Genomic DNA, 14,893 nt, shown 5'->3' on the forward strand with positions numbered 1-14,893 from the left:
CATAAAGCCGGTAGGGCGCGCACCCTACGAGTGACCGAATGCTTGCTGACGCTTATTCGCTTGGCCTTGGCGAGAGGGCTTACTTGTTTCATAACCTTCTGTTTTCATGAATGACGGCAGCCCTTTTTCGCCGGTTTTTCGGTAATCCGCTTCGAGAATGTGTATCGCTTCAACCGTAGGAATCGCCAAGAATTCCGTCATGACCCGATAGAGCAGGTCGAACATGCGTCGTAGCGCTATCTTCCAGGTGCTACCGCTGAGTTCGTATAGGGCATCGCTTAATTGCAAGAAGCGTTCGAAAGGCGCATCGGCCAGTATCAACGGCAAGGTTTCGGCAAAGCGACCGGAATTTCCGATCATGTCCCAATAGCGCGCGAAGCGGTTGATGCGCTGCATATCGTTAAACCCGATATCGCGGGTGCTGAGGATGTTGTAAGGCGGCTCCGGGTTGTAACGCATCCGGTAGGTTTCGTTATGCCGATTGAGCGGCGCACCGCGCAAGCGCTTTAAGATACCCAATTGTATTTCATGTGGCTGTAATGCCGCTAATTGGTTGAAACTGGCCGCGAAATTGGCCAGCGTATCGCCAGGCAGACCGAAAATCAGGTCGGCATGGATGTGCGCGTGGGTGTTTGACTTGAGCCATCGCAGGTTTGCTTTTGTTTTTTCGTTATCCTGGCGGCGACTGATCAATTGCTGGATGGCAGGGTCGAAAGTTTGCACACCGACTTCGAATTGCAGCGTTGCGGGCGGAAATTTCTCGAGCGTTTGTTTGAGCCGGTCCGGCAAATGATCCGGTATCACTTCGAAATGCAAAAACAAGTCGTCGCTCATGCGCTCGAGAAAAAATTCCAATATTGCAACGCTGGCGGCGATTTTTAAATTAAAGGTCCGGTCGATGAATTTGAAATGCCGAACGCCGCGCCGATACAACACCTCCATTTCGTCCAAGAAGCGATCCAATGCAAAAGGCTTGGCCGTGACATCGAGTGCCGAGAGACAAAACTCGCATTTGAACGGACAGCCCCGGGAGGCTTCGACATAGACGATACGGTTACGAACGTCTTCGTCGTTGTAATAGAGATAAGGCGATGCCAAACTTTCCAGCGGCGATTCGACGCCGGTTATGATTTTTTCGTCGGGCGCTTCGCCGTTTAGAATTTTTTCGCATAATGCGCGAAAACTGATTTCGCCGACGCCGGTGACGATGTAGTCGGCCAACTCGGCGACAGGAGGCAAATCGGGCGGATGACTGACTTCAGGTCCGCCCAGGATCACGACGATTTCCGGCGCGACTTGTTTGAGCAATGCCACGGTCGAGCCGATTTCGGCGACATTCCAAATATAGACGCCGAAACCGATGATTTTCGGGCGATGCTGCAAAAGCTTTTCGACGATGTCGATCGGCCTGTCTTGTATGCCGAATTCGAGTATTTCGGTTTCGCTTTTCAGCTCTCCCAAATTGGCGTAGAGATAGCGCAGCCCGAATGCGCTATGGATGTATCGGGCGTTAAGCGTGGTCAGTCGTATTTGCGGCATGCTTACTCCCTTTTGATTGAAAAACCGTCTAAGACTAAAAAAGTTAGTCAATTTTTGAGTATAAAGGAGTAGCCCGAAAGGTTTACGCGGCGCGTACTCTACGCAGTCAATTTGAGGTATTTTTGATAGAGCGTGTCTTTGCTTTCGGCATGCTCCGGGTCTTTGTCGATGCAATCGACCGGACACACTTCGATGCATTGCGGTAGATCGTGATGCCCCACGCACTCGGTACACAAAGCCGGGTCGATGATATAAATCTCCTCGCCTTGGGAAATCGCGCCGTTCGGACACTCCGGTTCGCACACGTCGCAATTGATGCATTCGTCATTGATAATAAGGGCCATGGTTACTCCTGACTAAATTTCTTGATCAAACTTTGTTTAACGATATCGGGCACGAAGCTGGATACGTCGCCATTGAGGCGCGCGATTTCCTTGATCATGCTCGACGATATGAATTCGTATTGTTCGGCCGGCGTTAAGAAAACCGTTTCGAGATCGGGAGAAAGCCGCCGGTTCATGCCGGCCAATTGAAATTCGTATTCGAAATCGGAAACCGCTCTTAGGCCTCTGATGATGACATGGGCGCCTTGTTCTTTGGCGCAATCGACCAATAGGTTGCCGAATCCGATAACCGATACGTTTTCGAAGTCTTCAGTCACAGCCTTAGCTAGCGCGACACGCTCGTCGATCGTAAATAATGGCGATTTTGTCGTACCGACCGCGATTGCAACGATAATCTTGTCGTACAGCTTAGCAGCCCGAGCAATCAAGTCCAGATGCCCTGCGGTCACGGGGTCGAAAGTACCCGGATAGATTGCGGTGATGTTCATGATTAAGCCAAAACGATGAAAAAAGTAGCGGATTATAACGTTTTAAGGGGATTTTTTCATCTGTTTGTGTTTTCCCCAGCAATTCCCAAATTGGAGATCAAAAAGGGTGTGGGGTATGCTTGGCGAGGATGTCGGCAGCAGGGCAGGTTTTTGCTCCTCGGCAATTGCTCCTGCATTGCCCTACTACACGCCATCCTTGGCGTAATGCAAAATCTGCATTCACGCCATCCTTGGCGGTCGAGCTGCCGTCGAGCCTGCATGGACGTATTCACGGCGTCCTTTGACGGGCCCCCGGTGCCGAATTTTGATCTACGATGAGTATATTTATCGCGAAATCCTAACGTCTATGCAAAGGCATAAATTCCCTCTGCGGAGGACCGACATATAATTGCCTAGGTCGACCGATAACATTGCCGGTGTCCGCGGTCATTTCCAGCCAATGCGCGACCCATCCGGCAGTGCGTGCTATTGCGAACATCACGGTAAACATATCGACTGGAATACCTAGCGCTTTGTAGATGATGCCGGAATAAAAATCGACATTGGGATAGAGTTTTTTCTCGATGAAATAATCATCTTGCAAGGCATATTCTTCCAATGCCATCGCCAAATCGAAAAGCGGGTCGGGCTGGCAAGATTTTCTCAACACGTCATGACAGGTTTGACGAATAATCGTTGCGCGCGGATCGAAATTTTTATAAACACGGTGACCGAAGCCCATCAAGCGGAACGGATCATCCTTATCCTTTGCTTTGGCGATGTATTCCGGTATCCGCTCCACCGTACCGATTTCCTTAAGCATGCTCAACACCGCCTCATTCGCGCCACCATGCGCGGGCCCCCACAATGCAGCAATACCGGCCGCTATGCAGGCATAAGGATTGGCGCCTGTACTTCCGGCCAGTCGAACCGTCGACGTGCTTGCGTTTTGCTCGTGATCGGCATGCAAAATGAACAATAGATTCAATGCTTTTACAGCAGTTTCATCAATCGCACGCGCTTGTTCTAAAAAACGTTTTTCCGGACGCGAGAACATCATATTTAAAAAATTCTCACAATAATCCAAATCGACACGGGGATAAACGAACGGCGCGCCGATTGAATGCCTGTAACAAGCAGCAGCAATGGCCGGAATCTTTGCAATCATTCGGGTCGCGCAAATGTAGCGATTATCCGGATCGGTAACATCCAAGTCGCTATGATAGAACGCCGATAACGAACCGACGACACCGACCATCATCGCCATAGGATGGGCATCGTAATGAAATCCGTCGAAAAAAACGCGCAGAGATTCGTGTAATACGGCTCTGTCGTCAATCTCGAATTTAAAATGATTAAGTTCTTGCTCGTTCGGCAATTCGCCATGAATCAATAGATAAGCTACTTCCAAAAAGCTGCAGTTTTCAGCCAATTCCTCAATGGGATACCCGCGATACAGCAAGATGCCTTGTTCTCCATCGATGTAAGTAATTGCACTTTTACAACTTGCAGTCGATACAAAACCGGGATCGAACGTAAAATAACCCAGATCGTTTTTCAGTGCCCTAACATCGACAGTAGGGTTTCCGAGGGTACCTTTCAGCAATGGATATTCGACTTCCTTTCCGGTCGAATTGTCTGTAATTGTTAAGGTATCTTTTGACATGATGATCGCCTGTTAATTTTCCTTGTCGGTTTTAACAAAGAATCTGTGAGGATAAAAGCTCGATATAAATGTCGAGCCAAGGAGTAACCAGTGCGCTGACATCGCAGACCGATTTGGGACGCCGAAGCGTCCCTATCTAGGCTCCCACGCGGGGCGTGGAAACCATTTGGAGGAAGTAATTTTAGACCAAATCTTAATTAAAACTTAATCGCTCAATTCAACCGTTTCAGCTTTTTCCCGGTAGCTGTCAAGCCGATCGAAATTCAAGTACCGATAGGTATCATCCGCAGTTTCGTCGATCGTTTGCGCGTATTGCATGTACTCATCCATAGTCGGAATCTTGCCGAGAATCGAACATACTGCCGCTAATTCGGCCGATGCCAGAAACACATTGGCGCCGTTACCCAAGCGGTTCGGGAAGTTTCGTGTCGATGTCGACACGACAGTCGCATTGTCGGCGACTCGCGCCTGATTGCCCATACACAGCGAACAGCCCGGCATTTCCATTCGTGCGCCGGAACGGCCGAAGATACCGTAATAACCTTCCTCGGTCAGCTGCGACTGATCCATTTTAGTCGGCGGCGACATCCAGAGCTTGGTCGGCAATTGCTCCTTATGCTTATCGAGCAATTTGCCGGCCGCACGGAAATGGCCGATATTGGTCATGCAGGAACCGACAAACACCTCATCGATTTTAGTGCCGGCGACTTCCGACAACGGCTTGACATCGTCCGGGTCGTTCGGGCACGCGAGCAGCGGTTCTTTGATTTCGGACATATCGATTTCGATCGTTTCGAAATATTCGGCATCGGCATCGGGTTCGAGCAACACGGGATTTGCCAGCCACTCTTCCATCGCCTTGATGCGGCGACTGATCGTGCGCGCATCGCCGTAGCCTTCCGACAACATCCATTTGAGCAGCGTGATATTCGAATTGAGATATTCGCGGATCGGCGCTTCGCTCAACCGAATCGTGCATCCGCCGGCAGAACGCTCGGCCGACGCATCCGACAGCTCGAAGGCCTGCTCGACCTTCAAATCAGGCAAACCTTCGATTTCGAGAATCCGGCCCGAAAAAACGTTTTTCTTGCCTTTCTTTTCGACCGTTAACAAGCCTTTTTGAATCGCCGCATACGGAATCGCATTGACCAGATCGCGTAACGTGATGCCTGGCTGCATTTCGCCGGTAAAACGCACCAGCACCGACTCCGGCATATCGAGCGGCATCACGCCGGTTGCCGCCGCGAACGCAACCAACCCGGAGCCGGCCGGAAACGAAATGCCGATCGGGAAACGCGTATGCGAATCGCCGCCGGTTCCCACTGTATCGGGCAGCAGCATGCGGTTCAGCCAGGAATGAATGATACCGTCGCCGGGCCGCAATGACACGCCGCCGCGATTCATGATGAAATCGGGCAAGGTATGCTGCATTTCGACGTCGACCGGTTTCGGATAGGCCGCGGTATGGCAAAACGATTGCAGAACCAGATCGGCCGAAAAACCGAGACAAGCCAAATCCTTCAATTCGTCGCGCGTCATCGGCCCGGTGGTATCCTGAGAACCCACCGTCGTCATATGCGGTTCGCAGTAATTATCAGGCCTAATACCCTTAACGCCGCAAGCTTTGCCGACGATTTTTTGCGCGAGTGTAAAGCCTTTGCCGGAATCGGCCGGATCGACCGGACGTTTGAACACAGTCGATGGCTTCAAGTCCAAAGCCTTACGCGCGCGATCGGTCAAGCCGCGACCGATGATCAAAGGAATGCGCCCGCCCGCTCTGACTTCATCGAGTATCACATCGGTTTTCAATGAAAACTCGGCAATCACCTCTTCACTATCATGCCGTTTAACCACGCCAAGATAAGGATAAATATCGATGACATCACCCATATCCATGTTGCTAACATCGCATTCGAAAGGCAACGCTCCCGAGTCTTCCATCGTGTTGAAAAAGATCGGCGCGATCTTGCCGCCGATACAAACACCGCCTTCGCGCTTGTTCGGCACATAAGGGATGTCGCGTCCGGTAAACCATAGCACCGAGTTAGTCGCCGATTTTCGCGACGACCCTGTGCCGACAACATCACCGACATAGGCGACCGGAAAGCCTTTTTGCTTCAGTTCCTCGATTTGTCGTTCGGCATTGGTGATGCCTTCGCGCGGCATTTTCAGCATTGCCTTAGCATGCAAAGGGATGTCCGGACGAGACCAAGCATCGGGCGCCGGCGACAGATCGTCGGTATTGGTTTCTCCGACGACCTTAAACACGGTCACGGTCAGTTTTTCGGGGACTTTGGGTTTGCTCGTGAACCATTCGGCTTCTGCCCAAGAATTCAAGACCTGTTTCGCGAAGGCATTACCGGCATCGGCTTTTTCCTGGACATCGTGGAAGGCATCGAAGACCAACAGGGTGTGCGAAAGTCCTTTTGCGGCAATCGGCGCCAGCTCGGCGCTATCGAGCAATTCGATCAACGGCGCGACATTGTAGCCGCCGAGCATCGTGCCTAATAACTCGGCCGCTTCTTCCCGCGTCAATATGGGCGACACGACTTCAGCCTTTGCGATTGCCGTGAGAAATCCGGCCTTGACATAGGCGGCTTCGTCGACGCCGGCCGGAATGCGGTTTGCCAACAAATCCAGCAGAAATGCTTCCTCTCCGGCCGGCGGATTTTTGATCAATTCGACGAGGCTCGCAACTTGCTCGGCATTCAACGGTTTGGGAACGACGCCTTCGGCAGCTCGTTCCTCGACATGTTTACGGTATTCTTGCAACATAGTGAAACCTTAAAAATCAGTTAATTTGGTAAACGGCAGGGCTATTCGTATAAGTGATCGAATAACCTTTACTAGTCAAATTTCGGCGCCGGGGTGCCCGTCAAAGGACGCCGTGAATACGTCCATGTAGGTTCTATAACAGTATCCATGCTGTCAAAGCCCTTGCCGAACACCCCGACACCTCCATACGCTAATGCCGAAACTTGAAGTGCGATAGGTATAAATGAGGATTGGGTTGGATGAATTTTTGCAACCCAACGCCGACCATAATCTTGACTCAAAAGCCCTCGGCATCATCCATCAACGATCCTTGTTTCAGGATTAGTCCGACTTGCGATTAAGGTTTATGCCATCGCGTCGATGATCGCCTGCCCCATGACATCGGTGCCGACACCGGCATTGGAATTCAGATCAGGTGTGACATATTTGCCTTCGGCAATGACTTTCTCCAAAGCCGTTTTAACTTTGTTAGCCGCCTCATGTTCATGCAAGTGATCCAACATCATGACTCCTGCCATGATCACGGCCGTCGGATTTGCGATATTCTTATCGGCAATATCCGGCGCGCTACCGTGAACTGCTTCGAACAAGGCTGCATCGGCACCGATGTTCGCCCCCGGAATCAAACCGAGACCGCCGACTAAGCCGGCGGTCAAATCAGATAAAATATCGCCGAACATATTCGTCGTCACTACCACATCGAATTGTTGCGGATTCATTACCATGTGCATGCAGGTTGCATCGATGATCTTGCTATCGAATTCGATATCGGGATAACGCGCGGCGACTTCCTTTGCCGTTTCCAAGAACAGGCCTTGCGTGTATTTCAAAATATTGGCCTTATGGCAGACCGTAACTTTCTTGCGGTTATTGTCCCTCGCGTATTTGAAGGCATATTCGACGATACGCTCGGAACCGTGGCGGGTTACGACGGCCAGACTTTCGGCAATATCTCTTTTGCTGGTGAGATAATGCTCGAGTCCGGCATACAATCCTTCGGTATTTTCCCTAACGATCACGATATCGATATCGCTGTAACGAGTCTGAACGCCGGCCCAACTTTTCGCCGGACGCACATTCGCATAAAGATCGTATTTCTTACGCAATTCGACATTGATGCTTCTAAAGCCTTCGCTGACCGCTGTTGTCAGAGGTCCCTTAAAAGCCACTCGGTTCCTATCGATCGACTCAAGTGTCGCATCGGGAATCGGTGTGCCGAATTTATTAAACGCGGCCATGCCGGCATCGGCTTCTTCCCAATGAATTTTGGCGCCGGAAGCATCGATGATTTTAACCGCTTGGTCCATAATGGAAGGACCGATACCATCACCTTTAATCAAAGTGACATTATGCATTTGTTATCTCCATTTAAAAAAATCACAGTAATGAGAAGATTTTGAGGTATAACTATACATCAAGCCGGGTACTTACTAAAAACGGATATTCCGAAATCCGGCATTATATCTTTCGCACTTCAAATTTCGGCAGTGCCTGAGGAGGCGCCTGGGTGTCCGGTCGATTTTCGCTCCTGCAAAATCGACATTCACGCCATCCATGGCGTTCATAAAGGCTTTGCCAGCATGGAGCTGGCATAGAGCCTACATGGACGTATTCACGGCGTCCTTTAGCGGACACCCAGGCGCCGAATTTTGATCTACGACGGGTATAACGCTACGAAAGACCATAAAATCGACAACCGGACTAAACCAGCCTTCAACAGAAAGCCGATGAATTTAGCAATAAAGAAATCCGATCATTTTAGTTATGCCGATTATGTCAATTGGCAAACGGAGCAACGCTACGAGTTAATCGACGGCGAGGCGTTTATGATGGCTCCCGCGCCTGATTTGGCCCATCAGGATATTGCCGGAGAAATTTACCGTCAAATTGCAAATAGCTTAGAAGGTAAAACATGCCGGCCCTTCATCGCACCGGTCGATGTGCGTTTGCCGAAACATGACGAAGCCGACGAGCGTATCGACACTGTCGTGCAACCGGACGTGTTCGTCGTGTGCGATACCGCCAAATTGGATCGCCGCGGCGTACTCGGGCCGCCGGACTGGATCATCGAAGTCTTGTCGCCGTCCACTGCCGGCCACGACCAAATCCGGAAATTAAGTCTATACGAACGCTCTGGCGTCAAAGAATATTGGCTAGTTCACCCGATCGATCGAATATTGACTGTTTACCGTTTATGCGACGGTAAATACGGAAAACCGGAAATATTCGAATTGCAAGGCGCTACATCATCGAGGAGCTTGCCAGAAGTCGTCATAGAGTGGGACGAACTGGCGGCACGCTTACCGACCGAATATTGACCCAGGCGTCAAAACACGTCTTTTCTCGATCTCAATTCCGTAAATACAGCCAGGGGCTGTCGTGTTTCCATTGCGATAGCCGCCTTCAAAGCTTCGACATCTGCTCTAAAAAAAGGATTGGTCGCTACTTCCTCTTCGATCGAAAAAGGAACGGTAGGTTGATCCGACTCTCTCATACGACGAACCTCGGCCATTCTTTGATGCAACACGGTATTATCGGGTTCGACGGTCAATGCAAAACGGCCGTTATTCAACGTATATTCATGTGCGCAATAAACGCGTGTTACGGAAGGCAATGCTCTTAACTTTTGCAAGGAATGCCACATTTGTTCGGCGGTGCCTTCGAATAAACGCCCGCAGCCCATCGCAAATAAGGTATCGCCGCAAAACAAAATACCGTCCTCGGCCGAATAATAAACGATATGGCCCAAAGTATGACCCGGCGTTTCGATAATTTGGAAAACGGAGTTTCCTAAACGAAAATGACCGCCGTCTGACAATTCGATATCGATGCCCGGAATGCGGTGTTTATCCGCTTTCGCACCGACAATTTGGCATCCGGTCTGTTTCTTGAGCTCGCGGTTCCCGCCGACATGATCGCCATGATGATGAGTGTTTAAGATAAAATCGAGCCGCCAACCCTGTTCGGCTATGGCATCCAGCACTGGTCCTGCAACAGCAGGATCGACCGCTGCCGTTAATCCGGACGCAACGTCTTTTGCCAGGTAGATATAATTGTCGTTTAAGACCGGGATTTGAATAACCGTTAACATGGCATCAACCTCTAAAATGATTAGGATTTCGCGATAAACATGAGCTTTGAGCGATATCGAGGATTCGGTTACCCCACATCAAAATAAGGCCATTATTGACAACCAAACCCTTAAGAGAAACCTTGTTCGGCTATAAAACGCGGGATGCGCCGCTCAAGCCAATACTTAGGTTTTAGAGGGTTACGACCTTCCACAAAACCCACATGCCCTCCTCCGGGAGTGACTTCCAAGATCACGTTCGGCGATAATTCGTCAGGAGTAGGCAACACAGCCGGCGTCATGAAAGGATCGTCGAATGCTTGAATCAATAAGGTCGGCACCCGGATAGCTTTAAGATATTGCCTCGAGCTCGAGCGCCGGTAATAATCATGAACATCCTCGAATCCATGCAGTCTGGCCACAACCCGATCGTCATATTGCCAAAACGATTTTACCGAGGATAAATCGCCCAAGCGTTGAATTTTGTCGGCCTCTTCATGATGCCCGATGCCGATTAAATAGTTGAGCTTCGTATCGAGATATTCTTTCAACTCCAATAATAAGCGGTCGCGGTAAATTTTAGAAAATCCGCTATCTAATTTTGTCGCGCAAATATTCAAGACCAAAGGCACCGATACGGCAACCGCTGCCGAGAGCGTCACGTTACTACCCTGTTCGCCCAACCATTTTAGCAAGACATTACCGCCCAACGAGAATCCGACTGCCGCCAAAGGCGTCTCCGGCTCACGTTGGCGAAGGATTCGATAGAGGAAATCGATGTCCTCGGTATCGCCTGAATGATAACAACGAGCCAATTGATTCGGCTCGCCGCTACAACCGCGAAAATTGAGCGCTGCACTTCGCCAACCTTGTTGCCAAAAAACGGACTGCAACCCCTTTATATAACCCGATTGAGAACTTCCGGTCAGTCCGTGTAATAGTATGATCAAAGGGCTGCGGCCTTCTCCGCAAAAATCGATGTCGATGAAATCGTTATCCGGCGTCGCAAGCCTCTCGCGTCTGATGTTTAGAGTTATTGCCGGCTTTCTGAGCAAAGCCGGATATACGGTTTGCAAATGGGCGGTCTTTAGCCACCACGGAGGTTGGTAGGTCATGAAAACAAGAGTATAAAGCAATCAAATACCGAACTTGGTTGCTGTAATGTTATCATCCATTTTCGTAAAATCATCCCAAAGCACGAACACACCTTTATTTTGACTAAACTCCGATACATGACCCTGTTTTTCATCGTAAACGGAAAACTCAACGACACAAGGTTATACCATGACAAAAAAAGCACGAATTTATCTTGCGGCATTCGCGTTCTTGCCGATATCAGGCCACGCTCAATTCGGTAATATGAACGAAGCGCAAATGCAGCAAATGATGCAACAGGGCCTTAAAATGCAAGAATGTTTCGGTCAGATTGATCCTTCAGCGATGGAACGGCTTTCCGAACGCGGCCAATCGATCGATGCCGAAATAACGGCACTGTGCCGCGCCGGCAATCGCGACCAAGCGCAAAGCAAAGCAATGGCATTTGCCCGTGAGATGGCAAACGACCCGGCTATTCATGCAATGAAAAAATGCGGAGAAGGCATGGCCGATATGTTGCCTAAAATAGTCACAGAATCTGAAGACTATGATAATCCGGAAACTTCAAGCCGTCATATTTGCGACAATCGCTAAGGCACCGAAATTTCAGCAATTCCCAGTTTGAGCGGTTTCGCCGATTTTAGGGTGTGGGGTATGCCTGTCGATGAACCCTGTGAGCCCATCCATGGGGGGGCAGATCGAAAGCCAAGGATGGCGTGAATGCAGATTTTGCATGGAGCAAAAATCTGCCCTGCTGCCGATATCCTCGCCAAGCACGCTTCTCGCCCTTGTTGATTTCCAAATTGGGAATTGCTGCCGAAATTTGACTAGCAAGGGTATACACCCTTTAGTGACGTTCTTGCGTTACGAAAAAAACCTGCGCTTTTGTGCACGACCAATGAAACCCCAAGGAGACGATTTTGAAATTAGCAAAAACACCGGTCGTTGCCGTTCTGGCCGTATTCCTGACGCTGTCGGCTATTACCGGCCATACGACGGAAAACAAAGTCGCAGTCGCCAGCGCGCATCCGTTGGCGAGCCATGCCGCGCTGGAAATGATTGGTCGGGGCGGCAATGCTTTCGATGCCGCGGTTGCGATCGGCGCGGTATTGGCCGTGGTCGAACCGGCCGGTTCCGGATTGGGCGGCGGCGGTTTTTGGTTGTTGCACCGCGCTTCCGACGGTTTCGAAACGATGCTGGACGGACGGGAAACAGCACCGCTGGCCGCGCACCAAGACATGTATCTCGACGCCGAAGGCAGGGTCATACCGGGGCTATCGATCGACGGGCCCCTGTCGGCCGGTATTCCAGGCGTCCCTGCGGCCTTGGTTCACTTGGCCGAGCATTACGGCAAATTACCCTTGTCGGCTTCGCTGCAACCGGCGATTCGTTATGCGCGCGACGGTTTTATCATCGGCGAACGCTATCGCCGTCTGCTGTCATTTCGCTTACCGCAAATCCAGTCATCGCCGGCGGCGGCCGCGATATTTCTCGATAACGGCCGAGTACCCGACCCCGGTTGGACCTTGCGTCAACCCGATTTAGCGAAGACTTTACAGCGGCTCGCCGACTTCGGAGCAGCCGGATTTTACGCCGGCGAAACGGCGGAAAAACTGTTGAAATCGGTCAAAGCAGCCGGCGGTATTTGGAGTCAACAAGATCTCGATAATTACCGGGTAGTCGAAAGAGAGCCTGTCAAAGGGACTTATCGCGGCATTCGAATAACCGGCGCGGCGCTGCCGTCGGCCGGCGGCATCGGCTTGGTGCAAGCCTTGAATATCCTGACCGAATACGATTTGACCGCAATCGATGCAGTCACCCGCAAACATTTGGTGACCGAAGCATTGCGCCGGGTCTATCATGACCGGGCTTTGTACTTGGGCGATCCCGATTTTATCGATGTTCCGGTCTCGCGCTTAATCAATCCCGATTATGCGGCCGGCCTCAGAAGTACGATTCGTAAGGATAGGTCTTTGCCGAGCGTGATGCTCTCGGGAGATATTCCGGAACAAGCCGGCGGCGACAACACGACGCATTTTTCGGTGATGGACGGCGAAGGCAACCGGGTTGCCGCTACCTTGAGCGTTAACTATCCGTTCGGCTCCGGGTTCGTGGCCGAAGGTACCGGCGTGATATTGAACGACGAAATGGACGACTTCGATAGCCGGCCAGGCGCTGTGAACGTATACGGCTTGATCGGCGGATTGCCGAATGCAATAGCGCCCGGTAAGCGTATGCTGTCGAGCATGTCGCCGACTTTTCTCGAAGACGACGAGCGCATCGCGGTATTGGGAACGCCGGGCGGTAGTCGTATTATTTCGATGGTCTTGCTGGGAATATTGGACTTTGCCGACGGTAACGGCCCGGATTCCTGGGTGAGCGTACCGCGTTATCATCACCAATATATTCCCGATGCCGTGCAATACGAACCCGGCGGCTTGTCCTCTGAAGAATTGCAAGGTCTTGAAAAATTGGGTCATCGGTTACGCGAAACATCCTACCGGTACGGCGATATGCAAGCGCTGCAATGGCATAAGCGGGAAGGCCGTTTCAGTGCCGCGAGCGACCCTCGTGGCGAAGGTCTGGCGGTGATTCGCAATGACTGAAGCGACTCTGAAACCCGGCTGCATCGAAATAGAATACGGCAAGCTTTATAGTATAAATGTATTGAATCGAAACTATTATGACATGCTGAGCGACAGCGAACGGTCGAATGCGATGCAGCGGCGCACGGCCGAAATGCAAAACCGCTATGTCGAGATTCATGCAAAAAAACGTCTGGCGTTGTCCGAACTCTTGAAATGTAAACCCGAAGCCCTCGTTTTTGCGGCCGGGGCGAACGGCAAGCCTTATTTACCCGATTATCCGGAATGGACATTCAATCTGTCGCATTCGGGCGATTATTTCGCGTTGGCCGTGGCTCGGAGTTGCCGCTTGGGTATCGATCTCGAGGCGGCGAGAAGCCGGTCGAATCTGACCGGTATCGTTAAGAAATGTTTTGCGATCGAAGAGATAGCATACTGGGAAGCATTGCCGGAAGAGGATAGAATTTCCGCGTTTTACCGTTTTTGGACGCGTAAGGAAGCCTTCGTGAAAGCGACCGGCCGAGGCATAGCCTTGGGTTTGAATCGTTGCGTGGTCGATCCGAGCGAGCCCGGACGGATGTTGCGAGTGCCCGAAGAATTCGCGCCGGCATCGGACTGGCGGATTGCCTGCAACGATTGGAAACGTGACATTTTTTGCGCGGTCGTGATCGATCGCGCTATCGAGAAAATTCAATGGCGAGAGATCGTATGAAAAAAATATTTCTTGGACTGACGGTTTGCTTATTTTGGCTGATCAGTGCCGAAGCTCAAGAACTTTATCCGGCCGAACGATTGGGCCGTGGCCGCTTGGTTTTCGAAAAGTCGCGACATGCGATCGAGCTCGAAGTGGCGATGACCGAAACCGCCCGGGCCAGAGGCTTGATGTTTCGCGAAGCGCTTGCCGAAAATACCGGCATGTTGTTTATACATCCCAAAGAAGACGTACTCGGGGTTTGGATGAAAAACACCAAGATTCCGTTGGATATTTTATTCATATCGCCGCAAGGTAAAATCGTATCGATTTTGCAGAATGTTCAACCTTGTATCACGACGGCTTGCGGGGTCTACGATTCGCGTGTCAAAGCCCTGTTCATGCTGGAGGTAAATGCGGGAACCGTCGAACGGTTGAAAATAATGCAAGGCGACCGGGTTTTGATTGAGTTGGAAGAATAGCGGAGCAGGGGAAAGGTGAAAGATGAAAGATGAAAGATGAAAGATGAAAGGTGAAAGGTGAAAGGTGAAAGGTGAAAGGGGCAAGATGAAAGGTGAATGTTTCGTAGTGTGCGCATCGCGCACATTTTTTTGAACCACGCTGAGTGTGAACCGGGGGTTATTCATACCAACATCGGCTA

13 protein-coding genes are annotated in these 14,893 nt (G+C 50.9%); 5 read left to right on the plus strand and 8 right to left on the minus strand.

Going from position 1 to position 14,893, the window contains the following annotated elements; genetic code table 11:
* Positions 1–24: 24 nt before the first annotated feature.
* From EQU24_RS05995 to EQU24_RS06025, 6 genes are all read right to left on the minus strand, one after another.
* Positions 25–1,539, minus strand: coding sequence for a B12-binding domain-containing radical SAM protein (locus tag EQU24_RS05995; protein WP_017840358.1), 1,515 nt, complete (start codon positions 1,537–1,539; stop codon positions 25–27).
* Between the two features lie 98 nt (positions 1,540–1,637).
* Entirely contained in the window at positions 1,638–1,883 is a 246-nt protein-coding gene (locus tag EQU24_RS06000; RefSeq protein ID WP_017840357.1) for a YfhL family 4Fe-4S dicluster ferredoxin, read from the minus strand.
* 2 nt (positions 1,884–1,885) lie between these two features.
* Positions 1,886–2,371, minus strand: a complete 486-nt coding sequence (coaD, locus tag EQU24_RS06005) for a pantetheine-phosphate adenylyltransferase (protein ID WP_017840356.1) — start codon at positions 2,369–2,371, stop codon at positions 1,886–1,888.
* Between the two features lie 337 nt (positions 2,372–2,708).
* Entirely contained in the window at positions 2,709–4,016 is a 1,308-nt protein-coding gene (locus EQU24_RS06010) for a citrate synthase (RefSeq protein WP_017840355.1), read from the minus strand.
* A 204-nt stretch (positions 4,017–4,220) separates the two neighbouring features.
* The gene (gene acnB, locus EQU24_RS06015; RefSeq protein ID WP_017840354.1) at positions 4,221–6,791 is read right to left on the minus strand and encodes a bifunctional aconitate hydratase 2/2-methylisocitrate dehydratase; all 2,571 of its coding nucleotides are present in this window, start codon (positions 6,789–6,791) and stop codon (positions 4,221–4,223) included.
* A 344-nt stretch (positions 6,792–7,135) separates the two neighbouring features.
* Positions 7,136–8,146, minus strand: a complete 1,011-nt coding sequence (locus EQU24_RS06025; protein ID WP_017840353.1) for an isocitrate/isopropylmalate dehydrogenase family protein — start codon at positions 8,144–8,146, stop codon at positions 7,136–7,138.
* A 372-nt stretch (positions 8,147–8,518) separates the two neighbouring features.
* Between EQU24_RS06025 and EQU24_RS06030 the strand changes: the two genes are divergently transcribed.
* Positions 8,519–9,109 carry a Uma2 family endonuclease gene (locus EQU24_RS06030; protein WP_026130118.1) on the plus strand — a complete coding sequence of 197 codons (591 nt, stop codon included), beginning with the start codon at positions 8,519–8,521 and terminating at the stop codon, positions 9,107–9,109.
* Between the two features lie 8 nt (positions 9,110–9,117).
* On the opposite strand, the gene gloB is transcribed toward EQU24_RS06030, so the two are convergent.
* Both gloB and EQU24_RS06040 read right to left on the minus strand, forming a co-directional pair.
* Positions 9,118–9,882, minus strand: coding sequence for a hydroxyacylglutathione hydrolase (gene gloB, locus EQU24_RS06035; RefSeq protein ID WP_017840351.1), 765 nt, complete (start codon positions 9,880–9,882; stop codon positions 9,118–9,120).
* 110 nt (positions 9,883–9,992) lie between these two features.
* Positions 9,993–10,976 (minus strand): hydrolase, encoded by a 984-nt coding sequence (locus tag EQU24_RS06040; RefSeq protein ID WP_017840350.1) that lies wholly within the window; start codon positions 10,974–10,976, stop codon positions 9,993–9,995.
* A 169-nt stretch (positions 10,977–11,145) separates the two neighbouring features.
* On the opposite strand from EQU24_RS06040, the gene EQU24_RS06045 reads away from it, so the two are divergent.
* The 4 genes from EQU24_RS06045 (at position 11,146) to EQU24_RS06060 (ending at position 14,714) form a co-directional block, all read left to right on the plus strand.
* Positions 11,146–11,550 carry a hypothetical protein gene (locus tag EQU24_RS06045; RefSeq protein WP_017840349.1) on the plus strand — a complete coding sequence of 135 codons (405 nt, stop codon included), beginning with the start codon at positions 11,146–11,148 and terminating at the stop codon, positions 11,548–11,550.
* A gap of 326 nt (positions 11,551–11,876) precedes the next feature.
* A complete protein-coding gene (gene ggt / locus EQU24_RS06050) occupies positions 11,877–13,562 on the plus strand; it encodes a gamma-glutamyltransferase (protein ID WP_014149333.1) in 1,686 nt (561 codons plus the stop codon).
* The gene (locus tag EQU24_RS06055; protein WP_017840348.1) at positions 13,555–14,253 is read left to right on the plus strand and encodes a 4'-phosphopantetheinyl transferase family protein; all 699 of its coding nucleotides are present in this window, start codon (positions 13,555–13,557) and stop codon (positions 14,251–14,253) included. Before ggt ends, EQU24_RS06055 begins: the two co-directional genes overlap by 8 nt.
* Positions 14,250–14,714, plus strand: a complete 465-nt coding sequence (locus EQU24_RS06060; protein WP_017840347.1) for a DUF192 domain-containing protein — start codon at positions 14,250–14,252, stop codon at positions 14,712–14,714. The genes EQU24_RS06055 and EQU24_RS06060 overlap by 4 nt, the downstream gene beginning before the upstream one ends.
* Positions 14,715–14,893: the final 179 nt, after the last annotated feature.

Origin of the sequence: Methylotuvimicrobium buryatense, from assembly GCF_005931095.1 — a bacterium.
In the GTDB taxonomy this organism is placed as follows: Bacteria; Pseudomonadota; Gammaproteobacteria; order Methylococcales; family Methylomonadaceae; genus Methylotuvimicrobium; species Methylotuvimicrobium buryatense.

Bases quoted from the DNA above. Each gene is read 5' to 3' on its own strand.
- EQU24_RS05995 (WP_017840358.1), bottom strand. From the start codon at position 1,539: ATGCCGCAAATACGACTGACCACGCTTAACGCCCGATACATCCATAGC.
- EQU24_RS06000 (WP_017840357.1), bottom strand. From the start codon at position 1,883: ATGGCCCTTATTATCAATGACGAATGCATCAATTGCGACGTGTGCGAA.
- coaD (WP_017840356.1), bottom strand. From the start codon at position 2,371: ATGAACATCACCGCAATCTATCCGGGTACTTTCGACCCCGTGACCGCA.
- EQU24_RS06010 (WP_017840355.1), bottom strand. From the start codon at position 4,016: ATGTCAAAAGATACCTTAACAATTACAGACAATTCGACCGGAAAGGAA.
- acnB (WP_017840354.1), bottom strand. From the start codon at position 6,791: ATGTTGCAAGAATACCGTAAACATGTCGAGGAACGAGCTGCCGAAGGC.
- EQU24_RS06025 (WP_017840353.1), bottom strand. From the start codon at position 8,146: ATGCATAATGTCACTTTGATTAAAGGTGATGGTATCGGTCCTTCCATT.
- EQU24_RS06030 (WP_026130118.1), top strand. From the start codon at position 8,519: ATGAATTTAGCAATAAAGAAATCCGATCATTTTAGTTATGCCGATTAT.
- gloB (WP_017840351.1), bottom strand. From the start codon at position 9,882: ATGTTAACGGTTATTCAAATCCCGGTCTTAAACGACAATTATATCTAC.
- EQU24_RS06040 (WP_017840350.1), bottom strand. From the start codon at position 10,976: ATGACCTACCAACCTCCGTGGTGGCTAAAGACCGCCCATTTGCAAACC.
- EQU24_RS06045 (WP_017840349.1), top strand. From the start codon at position 11,146: ATGACAAAAAAAGCACGAATTTATCTTGCGGCATTCGCGTTCTTGCCG.
- EQU24_RS06055 (WP_017840348.1), top strand. From the start codon at position 13,555: ATGACTGAAGCGACTCTGAAACCCGGCTGCATCGAAATAGAATACGGC.
- EQU24_RS06060 (WP_017840347.1), top strand. From the start codon at position 14,250: ATGAAAAAAATATTTCTTGGACTGACGGTTTGCTTATTTTGGCTGATC.